This window comes from Bradyrhizobium sp. IC3123, assembly GCF_020193625.1.
GTDB classification, from domain to species: domain Bacteria; phylum Pseudomonadota; class Alphaproteobacteria; order Rhizobiales; family Xanthobacteraceae; genus Bradyrhizobium; species Bradyrhizobium yuanmingense.
The window spans coordinates 404,257-419,219 of record NZ_JADYVF010000004.1 but is presented as its reverse complement, the minus strand read 5'-3'; the positions used below and the strand labels follow the sequence as shown (position 1 = coordinate 419,219).

Annotated in this window: 14 protein-coding genes; 4 read left to right on the top strand and 10 right to left on the bottom strand. The window is 62.6% G+C overall.

All coding sequences use genetic code 11. The features are described from left to right. Positions 1 to 98 precede the first annotated feature (98 nt). Positions 99 to 1,418 carry an aminotransferase class V-fold PLP-dependent enzyme gene (locus tag I6F20_RS16345; protein ID WP_225126982.1) on the top strand — a complete coding sequence of 440 codons (1,320 nt, stop codon included), beginning with the start codon at positions 99 to 101 and terminating at the stop codon, positions 1,416 to 1,418. Positions 1,419 to 1,445: 27 nt separating this feature from the next. On the opposite strand, the gene I6F20_RS16340 is transcribed toward I6F20_RS16345, so the two are convergent. From I6F20_RS16340 to I6F20_RS16310, 7 genes are all read right to left on the bottom strand, one after another. Next, on the bottom strand, positions 1,446 to 1,844 hold the full coding sequence (locus I6F20_RS16340) for a VOC family protein (RefSeq protein WP_225126981.1): 399 nt from the start codon (positions 1,842 to 1,844) through the stop codon (positions 1,446 to 1,448). Between the two features lie 153 nt (positions 1,845 to 1,997). Continuing rightward, positions 1,998 to 3,071, bottom strand: a complete 1,074-nt coding sequence (locus I6F20_RS16335) for a M48 family metallopeptidase (RefSeq protein WP_225126980.1) — start codon at positions 3,069 to 3,071, stop codon at positions 1,998 to 2,000. A gap of 28 nt (positions 3,072 to 3,099) precedes the next feature. Continuing rightward, on the bottom strand, positions 3,100 to 3,498 hold the full coding sequence (locus I6F20_RS16330; RefSeq protein ID WP_225126979.1) for a DUF2846 domain-containing protein: 399 nt from the start codon (positions 3,496 to 3,498) through the stop codon (positions 3,100 to 3,102). Between the two features lie 159 nt (positions 3,499 to 3,657). Then, positions 3,658 to 4,680 carry an LLM class flavin-dependent oxidoreductase gene (locus I6F20_RS16325; protein ID WP_225126978.1) on the bottom strand — a complete coding sequence of 341 codons (1,023 nt, stop codon included), beginning with the start codon at positions 4,678 to 4,680 and terminating at the stop codon, positions 3,658 to 3,660. A gap of 54 nt (positions 4,681 to 4,734) precedes the next feature. Next, a complete protein-coding gene (locus I6F20_RS16320; protein WP_225126977.1) occupies positions 4,735 to 5,151 on the bottom strand; it encodes a hypothetical protein in 417 nt (138 codons plus the stop codon). Positions 5,152 to 5,437: 286 nt separating this feature from the next. Continuing rightward, positions 5,438 to 6,301, bottom strand: a complete 864-nt coding sequence (locus I6F20_RS16315; RefSeq protein ID WP_225126976.1) for a L,D-transpeptidase — start codon at positions 6,299 to 6,301, stop codon at positions 5,438 to 5,440. A gap of 188 nt (positions 6,302 to 6,489) precedes the next feature. After that, complete coding sequence (locus tag I6F20_RS16310; RefSeq protein WP_225126975.1) at positions 6,490 to 8,691, bottom strand: LuxR C-terminal-related transcriptional regulator; 2,202 nt, start codon at positions 8,689 to 8,691, stop codon at positions 6,490 to 6,492. Between the two features lie 139 nt (positions 8,692 to 8,830). Between I6F20_RS16310 and I6F20_RS16305 the strand changes: the two genes are divergently transcribed. Beyond that, positions 8,831 to 9,124: an NIPSNAP family protein gene (locus tag I6F20_RS16305; protein WP_036014479.1), complete on the top strand. Its 294-nt coding sequence runs from the start codon at positions 8,831 to 8,833 to the stop codon at positions 9,122 to 9,124. A gap of 170 nt (positions 9,125 to 9,294) precedes the next feature. Here I6F20_RS16305 and I6F20_RS16300 read toward each other — a convergent pair whose 3' ends face one another. Continuing rightward, positions 9,295 to 10,170: an AraC family transcriptional regulator gene (locus tag I6F20_RS16300; protein WP_225126974.1), complete on the bottom strand. Its 876-nt coding sequence runs from the start codon at positions 10,168 to 10,170 to the stop codon at positions 9,295 to 9,297. 263 nt (positions 10,171 to 10,433) lie between these two features. On the opposite strand from I6F20_RS16300, the gene I6F20_RS16295 reads away from it, so the two are divergent. Continuing rightward, positions 10,434 to 11,483, top strand: coding sequence for an aldo/keto reductase (locus tag I6F20_RS16295; RefSeq protein WP_225126972.1), 1,050 nt, complete (start codon positions 10,434 to 10,436; stop codon positions 11,481 to 11,483). A 72-nt stretch (positions 11,484 to 11,555) separates the two neighbouring features. Then, entirely contained in the window at positions 11,556 to 12,257 is a 702-nt protein-coding gene (locus I6F20_RS16290; protein WP_225126971.1) for a formylglycine-generating enzyme family protein, read from the top strand. Between the two features lie 100 nt (positions 12,258 to 12,357). Here I6F20_RS16290 and I6F20_RS16285 read toward each other — a convergent pair whose 3' ends face one another. Continuing rightward, the gene (locus tag I6F20_RS16285) at positions 12,358 to 13,404 is read right to left on the bottom strand and encodes a lysozyme family protein (protein ID WP_225126970.1); all 1,047 of its coding nucleotides are present in this window, start codon (positions 13,402 to 13,404) and stop codon (positions 12,358 to 12,360) included. Between the two features lie 353 nt (positions 13,405 to 13,757). Then, entirely contained in the window at positions 13,758 to 14,756 is a 999-nt protein-coding gene (locus tag I6F20_RS16280; RefSeq protein WP_225126969.1) for a glycosyltransferase, read from the bottom strand. Between the last annotated feature and the right edge of the window lie 207 nt (positions 14,757 to 14,963).

Below are 14,963 nucleotides of genomic sequence, written 5' to 3'. Positions count from 1 at the left end.
TCCGGTGACGTCGGAACGGAGCTCTGGATCGTCGTTTGGCGCTTTCGCGATGCGATTCCGACGCCGCTTCGCTCGAAAACGCTCTGGGGAGAGCTGACATGCAACTGATCAGGACGTTTTCAGCGGACCGCCGCGCGATGCTCAAGGGCCTCGCGGCAGCAGCCGTGGCGCCCCTTGCGGGGCCGGCCTTTGCCGCCGAGGGACTTCCGCCGCAGCCGACCGGCTCAGTGGCTGCCATCGCCACCGACAAGTCCTATTGGGCGGCCGTGAAAGGGCTCTATGCCGTGACGCCGGACATCGTCAATTTCGAGAACGGCTATTGGGGCATCATGGCCGAGCCCGTGCGGCGCGAGTTCATCCGCCAGTCCGACATGGTCAATTATCAGAACACCTATTACGCGCGGCTGCGTGCGGGTACGGATTTCGAGGCGGTGCGCACCAAGGTGGCGGAGGCGGTCGGCGCGCTTCCAGCTGAGATCGCGCTCACCCGCGGCGCCACCGAAGCGCTTCAGCTCCTCATCGGCGGCTACAACAGGCTGAAGCCGGGCGACAGCGTGCTCTATGCCGATCTCGATTATGATTCGATGCAATATGCGATGAACGCGCTGAAGGCGCGCCGCGGCGTCAACGTGGTCAAGTTCGACGTGCCGGAGCCCGCCACCCGCCAGGCGGTGCTCGACGCCTATGCCCGCGCCATCGAGGCGAACCCAAAGACGAGGCTTCTGCTCCTGACCCATGTCAGTCACCGCACCGGCTTCGTCATGCCGGTCGCCGAGATCGCCCGCATGGCCAAGGCCAAGGGCATCGACACCATCGTCGATGCCGCCCATTCCTGGGGGCAGCTCGATTTCCGGGTGAGCGAGCTCGAGGCCGATTTCGTCGGCTTCAATCTGCACAAATGGCTCGGCGCGCCGCTCGGCGTCGGCTTCCTCTACATCAGGAAGGATCACCTCGCCGCCATCGACCGCAACATGTGCGACGAGGATTTTCCGGAAAGCGACATCCGCTCGCGGGTGCATACCGGCACGGTCAATTTCGCCACGATGCTGACGGTGCCCACGGCGCTGGCGCTGCATCAAGAGATCGGCGCGGCGGCGAAGCAAGCGCGCCTGCGCCACTTGCGCGATTATTGGGTGAGCCGCGTCCGCGGCTTCAAGGACATCGAGATCCTGACGCCGGATGAGGCCGGCTCATATGGCGCGATCACGTCGTTCCGCCTCGCCGGCAAGACCGGCAAGACCGACAACGAGGCCATCGTTGCGAAGCTTCGGGACAGCTACCGGATCATGACGGTGCGCCGCGCCGGCGTCGCCAAAGGCCAGTGCATCCGCGTGACTCCGGCGCTCTTCACCGACGAGGCCGATCTCGACCGCCTCGTCGAGGCGCTGGCCGTCATCACGGGGACGAAGACGGGGTGAGCGTCGCGGAAGCGGCGTCGTCGGGCGTCAACTGCGGCTGGAGGGCTGGATGAGGTCCCAACGGTTGCCGCACAGATCCTCGAAAACCGCGACGACGCCATAGGCCTCGTGCCGCGGCGGCCGGACGAAACGCACGCCGGCGGCAACCATGCGCGCATGATCGCGCTCGAAATCATCCGTTTCCAGGAAGAGGAAAACGCGCCCGCCGGTCTGGTCGCCGATGCGCGCCGTCTGCGCCGGCCCGTCTGCTCGCGCCAGGAGCAGGCCAGAACCAGGATTGCCCCGCGGCCGCACCACCACCCAGCGCTTGCCGCCGCCGAGCGGCGTGTCCTCGCAAAGCTCGAAATCCAGAGCGCGCGTGAAGAAGGCGATCGCTTCATCATAGTCGGCGACCACGAGACTGACGAGTGACAGACGCTGATTCATCGCGCGACCCGGCGAATGGCGGCAAGCTCGCTGTGGAGGAGACAGGATAGCATAACACTGTCCAGCTCGCGTGATCCTGCCGCCGGTCCCAAGAGCTAGCACGGACACACGAAGATCGTCGAGCAATTGTTCGCTCGGCCAGAGCCCGCACGTTCATCTGCCGACGCTGACCCACTCCTGGACCTTCTTCCGCCATTCCTCATCGAATCGTAAGGTGAGTTGGTTGGCAGCGTCCGGTGAGAGAAGTTGGTCAACCGCGGACATTTGTATCTCGCCAACGTCAGGTACGTCGATGTATCCGAGGCTGGCCAACCGTTGGCCAAAAGGCGGATGTGTCGAATCGGGATCGTGCTGGCGGCTCAGACTGGCGACGGCGGCGGTCATGAATCCGGGCGCTCTTATAGCTGGAATCTGATCTAAGATTCGCGCGAATGGCGGCGATGGCGCCTTGATTGCGCCGAGCACCTCCTTCTGCAGGGGAGCGAAGACGAGATCGGCCAGACGTGCTCCACAAACCTCCATCATCACCAGCGCGCGTGCCATCTCCTCGCGTCCAACCTGCTCGGCCGCTTCCAGATCGGCGGCAAGCTCGTTCTCCCGTGACAATGCCTTGTATTCCTTCTCCAGCCTTTCGAGCAGGGAATGGAGTAGGATGCGAGCAATGTATCCGGTAATCGTGTGCTCCGGATCGGCGTAGAAGAAAACGTTCTCCGCGGCCGCCATGAAATCGGCGAGGTTGGTGCCTCCCGAAGTGTGCCGAAGCCGGGCGTGCGCCACTTCATGAGCGATAACGGCACGAACCGATCGCTGGTCCAGGATCATCAACAATGGCAGACCAATGGTCATCGTGACATGCTGCCCGAACACGCCCGCATACCGGCTTTCTTCCGAGATCGAAGCGTTGAAATCGGTGTCGACCAGCAGAGTGCGGTTCGATCTGACAAAACTGCGATCGAGCTCCCTCCATGCGGCCCAAAGCCCCGGGGCGGTCTGTTCGTCGGCTTCGAAACCGCCATGCTTGCGCGAAGGCAGGAACAGGAGCCCAATTGCGAGTGCTATGGTGGCCATGGAGCTTGTGAACACAATCGGTGCCATGGCCAGCGCCGCAATCGTGTAGCGGTCCATGATCATCAGCCAGATGGCGAGAATCGTGCATGCCAGCGCGACGACGGGAAGCACCGCATAGCGACCAAGGCGCAAGACGATTTGCAGAATAAGGCGTTTCATCCGCGTTTCGGCCGCGGAGAGCCTCAGATCACGCCTTGCCACATGAGCTGTTGCTCTGATGTAGGCTGGCGACGTCGGCACGACCCTGGCTTTCCGTGACCTGAACCAACGTGATCGCACCGGGCGTGATGATTCCCACCTGTGGCTGGGCGGAGAGGTAGGTGGTGCTGCCGGCGCGCAGATCGAGGCTCACTTTCTCGCTTCCCTGCCCGAACAGGTTGGTACTCAGTGGAAGATTGTTGACCGCAACCTCGTGGCGGCCCGGAGGCAGCTCGCAGGCGACGAACCCTGCAGCCTGGCTGCCTCCAACGACGTTTCCATCGACCGCATAATTTGGCTGGATCGCAAAACCGAGGGCGGACGAGCGATAGATGACAAGCCGCGCAGTGTTGGCCTTGACGTTCCCTGTCAGCGCCGAGCTGCCCATCGGCCCTGACGCACACCCCGCTAGCAAGAATGCTGCAACGAAAATTCCTGGACGCAAGCCCATTCAACCCCCGATCAGTCCAACAATGCCCCGGGGGATCATTGGCGTCGGTGGTGCATGAAGTCAATCACGACTTGCGGTCGTGTCACGCCTTTCAGGTCACCGCCACCCCAGCGCCGGCGCGACATGCATCAGGATCGCCTCGATCGCATGCGCGCAATAATCCACGCCGAGCTGGTTCGGGATCGTCAGCAGCAGCGTATCGGCTTCGGTGATCGCCTCGTCCTGGCGCAGCTGTTCGATCAGAACGTCCGGCTCGGCCGCATAACTCCGCCCGAAGATCGCGCGCGTGCGCGGGTCGATGAAGCCGATCTGGTCTTCGCTGCCGCGCTCGCCGCCGAAATAGGCGCGGTCACGCTCGTCTATTAGCGCGAAGATGCTGCGGCTGACGGAGACGCGGGGCTCGCGGCTGTGGCCGGCTTCCTTCCACGCCGCGCGATAGGCGCGAATTTGTGCCGCCTGCTGCACGTGAAAGGCCTCGCCGGTCTCGTCGTTCTTCAGCGTCGAGCTCTGCAGGTTCATGCCGAGCTGCGCCGCCCACACCGCGGTGGCGTTCGAGCCGGCGCCCCACCAGATCCGCTCGCGCAGGCCCGGCGCATGCGGCTCCAGGCGCAACAGCCCGGGAGGATTGGGAAACATCGGCTGCGGGTTGGGCTCGGCAAAACCTTCGCCGCGCAGGAGATCGAGGAAGACCTCCGCATGGCGCCGCCCCATGTCGGCATCGCTCTGGCCCTCGGCCGGCCGATAGCCGAAATAACGCCAGCCGTCGATCACCTGCTCTGGCGAGCCGCGGCTGATGCCGAGCTGCAGCCGTCCGCCGGCGATGAGATCGGCGCTGCCGGCGTCCTCCACCATGTAGAGCGGGTTCTCGTAGCGCATGTCGATCACGGCCGTGCCGATCTCGATTCGGCTGGTCTTGGCGCCGACGGCCGCGAGCAGCGGAAACGGCGAGGCCAGCTGCCGCGCGAAATGATGCACGCGGAAATAGGCGCCGTCGGCCCCGAGCTGTTCGGCCGCGACCGCCAGCTCGATCGATTGCAGCAGCGTATCCGCCGCCGAGCGCGTCCGGGATTGCGGCGAGGGCGTCCAGTGCCCGAAGGAGAGAAATCCGATCTTCTTCATGCGGGCAACATATGGCTGATCGGAAGAGTTTGCGAGACGTTCCTGGAGGCGGCCTCAGATTTCGCAGCCGGTCAAGTTCAAAGCCTTGAGTAGGCCGCCGAACGCCTTGAGGCGACACTGTTCGGTCTCGTTGGCGGCCTTTGCGCGCTGAACAGTGGCGGCTCGTTTGACGCCAAATGCCTTTGGCTTCGGCTTGGGAGGTTCAGCGGTCGCGATCCGTTTCGGTTTGCTTCGCGGACGGACGATCGGCGTCGGCGCGAATGAACGGACATGCACGTCCTGCGGAGCAACCGGGTTATCCACCGAAGCGGTCTGTGTCGGCATCGCGCGGCTCTCAGCGGCAAGCTCGAGGCGGTCGGTCTTCGCCAGCGCATCGTGCGAAGCGGGGATGCTTGCGTTCTGCTCGGCAGGCGGCTGGACCGTGGCGGCGATGCGACGCGGTGGAGCGCTCAGCTCCATGGCCGACAGCATTCCCACACTCAACAGGATGAGGAGGCCCAACAACGCCATTCTCAGCATAACGCGCCTCTGACCCAGGTTAGCGCCGCTGAAAATTCTGCGCGTCAATGAGGCAACTTTGCCGGCGGCCGCCGCCTAACGGCAATCATTTGTCGATAGGGTTAATTCGGTGCCGCATCTTGCCAACGCAGACCGGCTTTGGTCGCGCAAGATGGTCTGTTCGGCCGTGGCTATCGACGTGAAGTGACGACTTGAATTGCTCTTTGTCCTCGGGGCAGAGCCAGGAGGAAGGACCGAACTACTGCACCTCGGCGATCTTCGGTCCGGGTGACGGCACCTGTGCGCTCGTTGCCGACGGCCGGTTCGATGGCGACGCCGGGTCCGGAGATCGGGATGCGGCATCGGGCGGCGTACCCTGGGACGGTCGACGGGCCGCATTCGTCGGAAGCACGATCACCTTCGCGCCGACTTTCACCCGCTCATAGAGGTCGACGACGTCCTCGTTGGTCAGGCGGATGCAGCCGGACGACACCCGCTTGCCGATCGTCTCGGGCTTGTTGGTGCCGTGAATTCGATATTCGGTCTCGCCGAGATACATCGCGCGGGCGCCGAGCGGATTGCCGGGCCCGCCCGCCATGAACCGCGGCAGATAGGGCTGACGCGAGACCATCTCCGCAGGCGGGCGCCAATCCGGCCATTCTGCCTTGCGCGCCACGGTCTGCTCACCGGACCACGCAAAACCTTCGCGGCCCACACCGATGCCGTAGCGCATCGCCTGCGTGTCGCTCAGGACGAGATAGAGGAACGTGTTGTTGGTATCGATGATCACGGTGCCCGGCGTCTGGCGGCTGGCATAGTCGACCACCTGCCGGACCAAGGCTCCGGGAATTTCGGCGTCGGCTTTGGGCGGTTCGACCAGCGGCGCCGGAGTAGGAACCGGGGGCGGCGCGGGCGCTGCTGCGTGAACCTGCGGTGCCACGTAGACCGGCGTTGACGATGCCATGGCCTGGGGCGCGGACGGCTTCCGCACCGGTTGCACGTTTCCCGGGCGAGCCAGCAGGCCATACCCCAATGCTGCGATGGCCACGGCGCCAATTCCGACTCTCGCTGCCATCGGCAGTGCGATCGTCTCGACCTTCCGGCGTTTGGCCCGCTTGCTCATGTCTTCTCCCAGGTCGCCACGCCCAGGAGGAGTACCCAGCAAGATTTAAGAAACTTCGAAGCGATTTCGCTGGGACCGGAACCGTCGACCATGGTTAACGCCGGCTGAGCCCGCGGCGGCCGCGCGGGAGACCGTCGAGCGAAGCGGCGTCATTCGTCCTCTTGCTTTGGCAGCTTCTGCTTGGTCAGCTACACAAACCAATCATGCACTGGATGATGCTCAACGCCCCTCGCGTGATCAACGGCACTTTGCTCCGCGTGCGAATGGCCAATCAGGTCTGCGTGTGGGATCAGCGACAGTTCGGGATGTCCGGCGCGGTGCGGGCCGTGTTCTGCCGTGTCGGTGCCATAGCCACTCTCGCGATGATCCGAACCCTTGGCCGATGGCATATCGTTCCTGAAATGAAAGGAATCTCCGGCCCCGGGCGCGGCAGCCGCTTGTGCTGCACCGGCGCCGTGGTTCGCCGGGTTGTGGCCGTCAGCCTTTTGGCCCGGCTCTGCATGCGGATTTTGAGAAGCGTTTGGATGCGCCTGGTGCAAGTCACGCTGCGATTGGCCGGAATTGGCATGGCTTGCGGGTCCGTCATCGTCGGCAAGCTGCTTGGCAGCTGCGGAACCGGGTTCCGAAGCGTGATCCGATTGTCCATGATGGGAGTCGTGCCAGGTCGAGCCCTGCTTGTCCTGATGCTTTCCGGCCGCTGCACCGTTTTCCGAACCCTGCAAATCACGCTGCGATTGTCCACGAGCGGAATCGCCCTCCGGCGGGCCGAGCTCGGCATGCTTGTTGCCGGCTGCTGCATCCTTCTCCGAAGCGTGCGATTTTCCCTGGCTTGATGCGTGGTCGGGTGGCCCGTGCTCGGTCTCCGGCTTGCCGGCTGCTGCGCCGTCTTCCGAAGCGTGCAAATCGCGCTGCGCTTGTCCATGATCGCGTGCGTCGATCGCCGCTGCCTGTGTCGTGCCGCGTTCGGCATTCCTCGCGCCCGTTGCGGCCGCCTGTTCCAAGCCGCCATGATCACTCAGAGCGTCGATGGCGCCGGATCCGATATGAGGGTTGCCGTTGTCGCCGAAGCCGTCCTCGCGCGCGGCCGCATCGATGATCTGAACCTCGTCGGCTCTGGCCATGGCGTCGCCTCGGGCAGCTTCCAACGCGAATGATTCATGGTGTGTGTCGGGATCGAGCCAGGGCAGCTTGTCGAAGCCGTCGAGATCGGGCCTGCCGGGACTATCGAGGGCGACCAACTCGCGGGGGGCGTTCGCGTCAGCCCACGCAAAGACATCGCTCAGTCTTTCCCAAGCAGTGAACGCCTGGGCGTGACTGCTCAGGAGCGAGACTCCGACTGCCGTCATCATGAACGTGCCGGCGCTGCTCAAGCCCGGCCTTGCAGGGTTGAGTGGCGGCACTGTGATCGTGCTGCCAGCAATATCGGCTCGGGATTCGATGAGCTTGGCGGCCCGCGTCGGCATGTCCGTCGGGGAGTTCTCGATACGGACGGCTCTGGCCATCTTGCCCGGAGCAGGAGTCGTTTTTGCGGAGGTGATCTTGATGGTCACGATCGCGCCGGTGCCATCTGCGGTCATGACCGTGACAGTGTCGGCATCCACAGTATCGACTTCGGTCGCGCCGGCGGATCGAACGTCCTCGAGCGCCGCCCAAATCAGAGCTGCAAGCGCGCCGACCCCGCCGTAAAGGCGCGTCAGGGCGAAGCTTGCGAGCTCCGTCCGGCCCTTGATGTCGAGCCGCGCGGATATGTGATCGATCCGCGCCTGAATGGTGCCTGGGGCGACCTTGAGCTCGCGCGCAATCTCCTTGTTCGACATGCCGCTGGCGACCAGACGCATGATCCTGCGCTCCTGGTCCGTCAGCGCTGCCAGGCCATTTTCGCCAGACGCGCCATTGCCTGTCTTGCGGGCCGCCGGGTGCGCGTTCGGCGCCACCAGCCGCAGCGACTGCAACAGGTTTTCGGGCTTCTCGCGCATCGGTATGGCGGTGCAGGCACCCGCTGCGACGGCCGCAGCGAGATCGCCGCGTGCGATCGATGCGGTGTAGAAGACCAGCCGTGTGCGAAGGCTTTCGGCGTTGACGGCGGCCAGCATGGCTGAGGCCGTCAGATCGGGAAATCCATCCTCGACAAGCGCGACGTCCGGCGCAAACGTCCGGACGGCTTCGAGGCAATCGGCTCCATTGATGCAGGACGCAACGATCTCGAAGTCACGTTCGGTCGCAAATAGCGTGGCAAAACCCTGCAAAACGATCGGACGGCGATCTGCGATCACGAGTCGGATACGACGCATCTGGTTTGGCTCGCCCGGCTTTCCCGTCTTGATTGGCCCAGAAATGCGACCCGGCTTCAGCCGCGTCACCTTCAAGAGCAGCGCGGCAACGCGCGACACCCTCGTTGGTTCCACGAGGTGTGAAGCCCGTGCGTGGGGTTGTTTTCGACTTTTTGTTGCGGGGGTGCAAAGATATCGGTCCGAACCCGATCTGGTACGGCGCTCGCATTTTCATCCAATCATTTTCCGGAGGCGCGTCATGCAGGTTTACAACGTCGTCAAGTTCAAGGTGAAGCCGGGCCAGGAAGGCGCCTTTCTCGATGCGCACCGAGACGGCAAGGCCAAATGGCCGGGACTGGAGCACGGCGTCATCATCAGGACCGGCGATCAGACCTTCTGCCTCATCGGCACGTGGTCCAGCCAGGACGCGCTGGTGGCGGCACGCTCGGCGATGATCAAGACCCTCGACAGTTTCAGGCCGGTGCTCGAGGACCAGGGCAACGGACGCGGCGTGACGGACGCGGTGTCGGGCGAGGTCGTGCTCGCGCTGTAGCGCGGGCAGCGCCGCGACGTCATCACCCGCAGGGGTCCTTGGTCGTGAACCGCTGCGTCTTGACGCCGGGGCCACGGGCTCGTCGGAACATGACGCAGGGTTGAGGCGTGTCGTCAGCTATTTGCCGACTGCCGTTGTCCGCCATTGGCAGTCAGGCGCTACTTCCCCCGTCAAAGATGGAATGAGCGTCGATATTGGGATGGGCTCTGGCCGGTCATTGACCGGAAGACGCGGGCAAAATGCGCGGGACTGAGAAAACCGACGCGTAGCGCCATCTGCGCGACCGAAAGCTTGCTGCTCGCCAGCAGTTGTTTTGCCATTGCGACTCGCCGCGCATGGACGAATGCCAGCGGCGTCTGCCCCGTCGCTGCCCTGAATGCGCGATAGAAATGGCCTTCCGAGAGCTGCGCAAGATCAGCGAGATCGGCAATCCGAATTGTCGCGCTTAAATGCGCGTCGATGAATTCGGTGACGCGCCGTAACCTCCACGCCGGCAGCTTGATCGATGTATCCTTCACTCTTGCACCACCATATCGGCGTGCAAGGTATACAACGAGAGCAAGGCTCATCGTGTCGCTATAGATCGCGTCGAGACCTCCATCCAGCGCGTCAACTCGTTCGAACTCCGCGAGCATGTTCCAGACAAAGCTGTCTTCCGCGCCCGACAGGGGGCCCAGTCCTTCGATCGATGCGCCGGCGATTGCTGAAATCCTGGCGGGGTCGAGGGCGATAGCTGCCCATCGCCAACCCACATTGTGAAGCCGAAGCCGTCGTTCGCAGCCAGCCGGGAGAAATGAAACGGTCGACGGCAGATCGGGGCCGTCATAGCGATGCCCGCCATCGGCCAAGATTTCATGTCGCTCGGCGCCGCCGGACAGGGTCGCCATGATGAGATGATTTGGCGACAGGATGCGTCCTTCGACGATGGAGGTCATCGGCCGATACGCCGTTTCGAATGCGCCGTTCGCCCATTGGGTGCGCCGCCAGCCATCCGGCCGCGAGCTCAACCGATCGATTGTCGACGCATTCTCAAGGACACGTTGCATCGCGACTTCCTGCGCAGCGACGTTGCCTGAATACACATACAAGCTTGGAACCGCAATTCCTTGCAGGCCGGAAAGGGAGCATCGTCGCGTCAGGATCGGAGTGATCTGGTCAGAATCCCGCGCGACAAAGCGAGAGGACGATCTTTTCTATTGGCAGGCGACAAGTGCCGCAGGCGAAATCACGGAGATTTGCGATGGATAAGACACCACAGGATTGGCCGACGGCGACCGATCGCCGCCAGTTTCTCGGCGCCGCCACCGCGATGGGCGCCATCGCGGCGACAGCTGTTCACGCAACTGCGGTTGGCGTTTCGAGCGCCAGTGCGCAAGCGCCAGCCGGCACTGCACCGCGTGCGCCTGCGGCGGGGCCGGTACTCACCCGAACGATCGGCCGCACCAACGAAAGTCTGCCCGCGCTCGGACTGGGAACGTTTCTGACGTTTGATCTGCTGCCGGGCAGCAATCGCGACGCGCTGCGAGAGGTCACCAGGAAATATATAGATGCCGGCGTCCGGGTGATCGATACATCGCCGCTCTACGGGACCGGCGAGGTCAGCGTCGGTGGCTTTCTCAGCGCCATGGGCGTAACGAACCAGATGTTCATCAGCAACAAGATCTGGTCGACCGGCGACTACCTGGCCGACGAAAGCCACGCCTTGGCCAGCATGGAGCAATCGAGGCTTCGGCTGTGGCGCGACAAGATCGACGTGCTCCACTGCCACAGCCTGGTCAATGTCGACGCGATCGTGCCACTGCTGCGCGTATGGAAGAGAGAGGGCAGGATTCGCTATGTCGGCGCCTCGGTCCACGAGAATGACTATCACAACATTCTCGCAGGGTTGATCGACAAGGATCTGGTGGACATCATCCAGGTCAACTATTCGATCTTCAATCGTCACGCCGAGGAGCGCGTCCTTCGCGCGGCGAGCGACAAGGGCGTCGGCGTGCTCACAAATATGCCGCTCGAAAAAGGCCGCTTGCACAAGATCGTCGAGGGCCGGCCGCTGCCCGATTTTGCCCGCGATATCGCTGCGGAGAACTGGTCGCAGTTCTTCATCAAATGGGTCATGGGCCATCCGGCGGTGACGACCGTTCTTGCCGCGACATCGAACCCGGATCACGCGGCCGAGAATGTCGGCGCGCTGCGCGGTCCTCAGCCGGATCAATCCATGCGGCAGCGGATGGCACGGCATATGGAAAGCATTCCCGGCTTCGCCAATCTCGCGTCGATGCAATGGTATCCTGACAAGCAGAGCATGTACCAGGGCGTCATCCGCCGTTCGCAGGCGGCATTGCGTCAGCGCATGAGTTGATCGATGAATGGCAGGCGCGCAGGGTCGACGCCTGCCCTTCTCACCTAGAAGCAATACAGGAGAAGTTCATACATGAAATGGCGCTCGATTGCTTTGCGATGTGGCTTGATGGCCGTTACCGGCGTTGCATTCGCCGCGCCTGCCCAACGCGAGAATCTGGGCAAGTTTGCCATCGACCGGACCGAGGTCACGATCGGCCAGTTTCGCAATTTCGCTGCTGACAAAGCTCTGAAGACCGCGGCCGAACAGGAGGGAGGCGGACACGAATTCGCGGACGGCTGGATCCGTCGCAGCGGCTGGACATGGGCGACTCCGTTCGGAGAACCAGGCGGCGAAGATGAGCCGGCGGTGCATGTGTCGTGGAACGAAGCTCGTGACTACTGCTTAGCCGTGGGCGGACGCTTGCCGACCCTGGAAGAATGGGAAAGAGCCGCCTATACCGAAACGCGTGCGAATCCTACCGACGATTTCGTAAATGGACGCACCTATCCTTATCCTGTCGGCGATAGACCTGACGGCATGAACACATCCGATAGAGATCGCTGGCCGCGGCATGCAGCCGTGGGTACCACCAAGCGGGGTGTCAACGGTCTGTACGATATGGGTGGCAATGTCTGGGAATGGCTCGCGGATCGGCGGGGCGATGAGGCACTGACGGCCGGCGGATCGTGGTGGTATGGTGCGGACAAGACAAAAGCGTCAGCCGTACAGTGGAAATCGGCCGACTTTCACGCGGTCTATATCGGGTTTCGTTGCGTTTACACGGCCCAATAACCCGTTCAGGTGAGGGCCCAACACACCCTGGGTAAAGGCCGACGGCCGGCGAGTTGCGCTAAAGACAAAGCAAGCATGCGCGGCGCTGCCGACGACCGACTTATTGGTTTGCTGCCGCCGCAGCAGTCGCCACATATTTCGTGTAGAATTCGGCGACCCGGCCGCGCCACATGCCGACGAACGCTTCTGACGTCACGTTGTCGACCGATTTCCAGGTGCGCTTGAAGGCCGGAAGTGCATTGCCCCAAATCGCGCGTTTGCACCACCGCTCACCCTTCTCCTTGCCTTCGCTGGTGGCGCACATCGATTTCCACGCGGCGCGAGCGGGCCGGCTGATGTGCTCGGCGGCGCCTTCCCAGCCCTGCTGATGAATCAGGTAGAGATCGCTCATGTCCGGCTTACGGTGGGTGATCCACTCGAACAGGACGCCCTCGGTAATGATCTTGTAGGCGGCGGCGACGGCGTTATCCCGCGGACTGCGAATCTGCCCGAAGCCGAACTTCCCGAATTCATAATAGCTGAGCTGAAACAGCCCGATATAGGACCCGGTGCGTTGATTGGGGTTGAAACCGGATTCGATCTTGGCAACCGCCATCATGAAATTGAAATCGAGACCAAACGCGTCGGCAGCGCGCTTGATTTCTTCGGTCGGCGTTCCCAGCGGAATATTCCTGAACGCACGCAGGACGATCTCCGCCGGTTTCTCGGCGGGCGGCAGTTCGGACCAGACGTAGTAGGCCAGATGACGGAAATCCTGCGTCGACGCCGCTTTCGGAGCTCCGTTGGACGCATCGCGTTCCGGCGGCAGCGATTGGACGACATCCTGTCCCAACGACGCCAATTTCGGCGCGACGGGTTGATCGACGATCTCGGCTTCGGTGCGTAGCGGCGCCGAACCTGCCGACGTCACCGAGCCCGGCTCTGCTCTTTCTTCCCGAAGCGCTGCCGAAAGTCTGGCGGCTGCCTCTGCGTACATGGCAGGCGTCACCACGCTCGCAGGAGCCGCCATGCTCGCCGCAGCCGGTATGCTCGCTGCCGCTTCCGGCAGAACATCGGGCAACGTCGCGGCCGGTCTGTTACCCGCGGCCAGATAAAGTCCCGCGGATGCGAGAACAGCCACGATGCAGCTGGTCTGCCAGGCCTTCATTGCCCGAAGTCCAATGACGGCTTCTGTAGGAAGGCTGTTCGCATGTTCCTGCGACCTGTGGGTGAGCACTCTTCGTACAATCTTAAGGTTTAAATGTGGTGAACGAGAGCAGGCATTCTGCTTCGCAACCCGATATGTCCCTCTTGGGCCACAAGCGGCTCCTGGCGGAGGACGCTCGTGGGTCGGCCATGGGCGCATATGCTGCCAATGGGATCCGATCTCAGCGGCTTCCGCGCTACACCCCGCAACCGATGCGCCCACAGCCACCGGAACCGTCGGCTACGGGCCAGAAGCGGAAATGATGCGCCAGTGGTTTTAGCGGGCAGCCTATGCGTCGCAGCGAGCTCGGCTACTCAGCGCCGCTCGTTCCGGAAGATGGATCTGAACAACTCAACTGAAGGCCGCACCAGCTGCCATCCTCGCAATCCAAGAATCTTCTTGCAGGCAAGAAACCACCAACGACGTGAATGTTGAACGCTTGGGTCAATACTCAACGCAAGTTCGGCAAGGCGTGCTGAGGTGTCTATCGCTCCTTCGTTGAAGGCAATGCTTGCGCGGACGATCGCGTCAAGTGCCAATTGGCGGGTCAACCAGTTCCTGAGATCGTTTGTCAGCATCGCGGCGCCGCCATTCAGGAAATGTTCGATAGCCGCCTTGCGTTGGAGCAGGTTTAGCTCCGGTGAAGGCTCACTCGACATGTTGACTGAGTGGTATCGATACACGGCCTGGTCCGCACCAATGAATCCGACGTTGCCATGTGCGGCGAGCCGCATCCACATTTCCATGTCGGAGGCGTAGGGCAAGTCTGCTAGATACCCGCCCAGTTTTTTCTGCAGGCTCGTGCGAACCACGACGGTCGGTGACACCACAATACATTGTGCACGACTAAGAGTGATGAACTCGAGTCCGGACAAGATGCGCGTTCGGAGATCCACTTCCGTTCCATAATAGCTTCTGTAGAATGGATGATCCCCGCGCTGGTCTAGAACAACCGCGCCTCCGAAGGTGAAAGCGACAGAAGGGTGATTGTCCATCAGATCGACCGATCTCGACAGGGCACCGGGCAGCAGGTAGTCGTCCGCAGACAGCAGAAGCATATAGTCGGCGCTCGCCCAGGCAATGCCCTCGTTGGCGGTCGCGATGAGACCTTGATTCCAGATGTGCCTGCGGTAATCGACGCGGGGATCGGAGCACCGTAACTCTTGCGCAACTTCCGCGGTATTGTCAGGTGACGCATCATCGATGATGAGCACGCGCAACTCGGGACCGGATTGCGTCAAAACGCTCTCGACGCACTCTCGCAGGAAGTGCCCATACCTGAAGCAGGGAACAACGACGTCTACGGAGCTCATTTTTGTCGGATTCCACCGACGATCGAGCCTCGATCCATCTGTTCAAGAAAATACTATTGAAAGCGTTCCGGGCCGGCTGGCACCGGCCAGCTCATCCGCTCCAACGCTGCCGATGGCACATCCCCTCCTTGGCAACACGGAGGCCGCAATGGGTCAATCGCGGCGATCCGGCCCGGCTTAGGTTAGGCCAGGTCTACCTCTGACAGC

What these genes read in the sequence shown, in the direction of transcription:
- I6F20_RS16305 (WP_036014479.1), top strand. Translation starts at nt 8,831, where the DNA reads ATGCAGGTTTACAACGTCGTCAAGTTCAAGGTGAAGCCGGGCCAGGAA.
- I6F20_RS16345 (WP_225126982.1), top strand. Translation starts at nt 99, where the DNA reads ATGCAACTGATCAGGACGTTTTCAGCGGACCGCCGCGCGATGCTCAAG.
- I6F20_RS16340 (WP_225126981.1), bottom strand. Translation starts at nt 1,844, where the DNA reads ATGAATCAGCGTCTGTCACTCGTCAGTCTCGTGGTCGCCGACTATGAT.
- I6F20_RS16295 (WP_225126972.1), top strand. Translation starts at nt 10,434, where the DNA reads ATGGGCGCCATCGCGGCGACAGCTGTTCACGCAACTGCGGTTGGCGTT.
- I6F20_RS16290 (WP_225126971.1), top strand. Translation starts at nt 11,556, where the DNA reads ATGAAATGGCGCTCGATTGCTTTGCGATGTGGCTTGATGGCCGTTACC.
- I6F20_RS16320 (WP_225126977.1), bottom strand. Translation starts at nt 5,151, where the DNA reads ATGCTGTCGGCCATGGAGCTGAGCGCTCCACCGCGTCGCATCGCCGCC.
- I6F20_RS16315 (WP_225126976.1), bottom strand. Translation starts at nt 6,301, where the DNA reads ATGAGCAAGCGGGCCAAACGCCGGAAGGTCGAGACGATCGCACTGCCG.
- I6F20_RS16325 (WP_225126978.1), bottom strand. Translation starts at nt 4,680, where the DNA reads ATGAAGAAGATCGGATTTCTCTCCTTCGGGCACTGGACGCCCTCGCCG.
- I6F20_RS16330 (WP_225126979.1), bottom strand. Translation starts at nt 3,498, where the DNA reads ATGGGCAGCTCGGCGCTGACAGGGAACGTCAAGGCCAACACTGCGCGG.
- I6F20_RS16300 (WP_225126974.1), bottom strand. Translation starts at nt 10,170, where the DNA reads ATGCAACGTGTCCTTGAGAATGCGTCGACAATCGATCGGTTGAGCTCG.
- I6F20_RS16335 (WP_225126980.1), bottom strand. Translation starts at nt 3,071, where the DNA reads ATGAAACGCCTTATTCTGCAAATCGTCTTGCGCCTTGGTCGCTATGCG.
- I6F20_RS16285 (WP_225126970.1), bottom strand. Translation starts at nt 13,404, where the DNA reads ATGAAGGCCTGGCAGACCAGCTGCATCGTGGCTGTTCTCGCATCCGCG.
- I6F20_RS16280 (WP_225126969.1), bottom strand. Translation starts at nt 14,756, where the DNA reads ATGAGCTCCGTAGACGTCGTTGTTCCCTGCTTCAGGTATGGGCACTTC.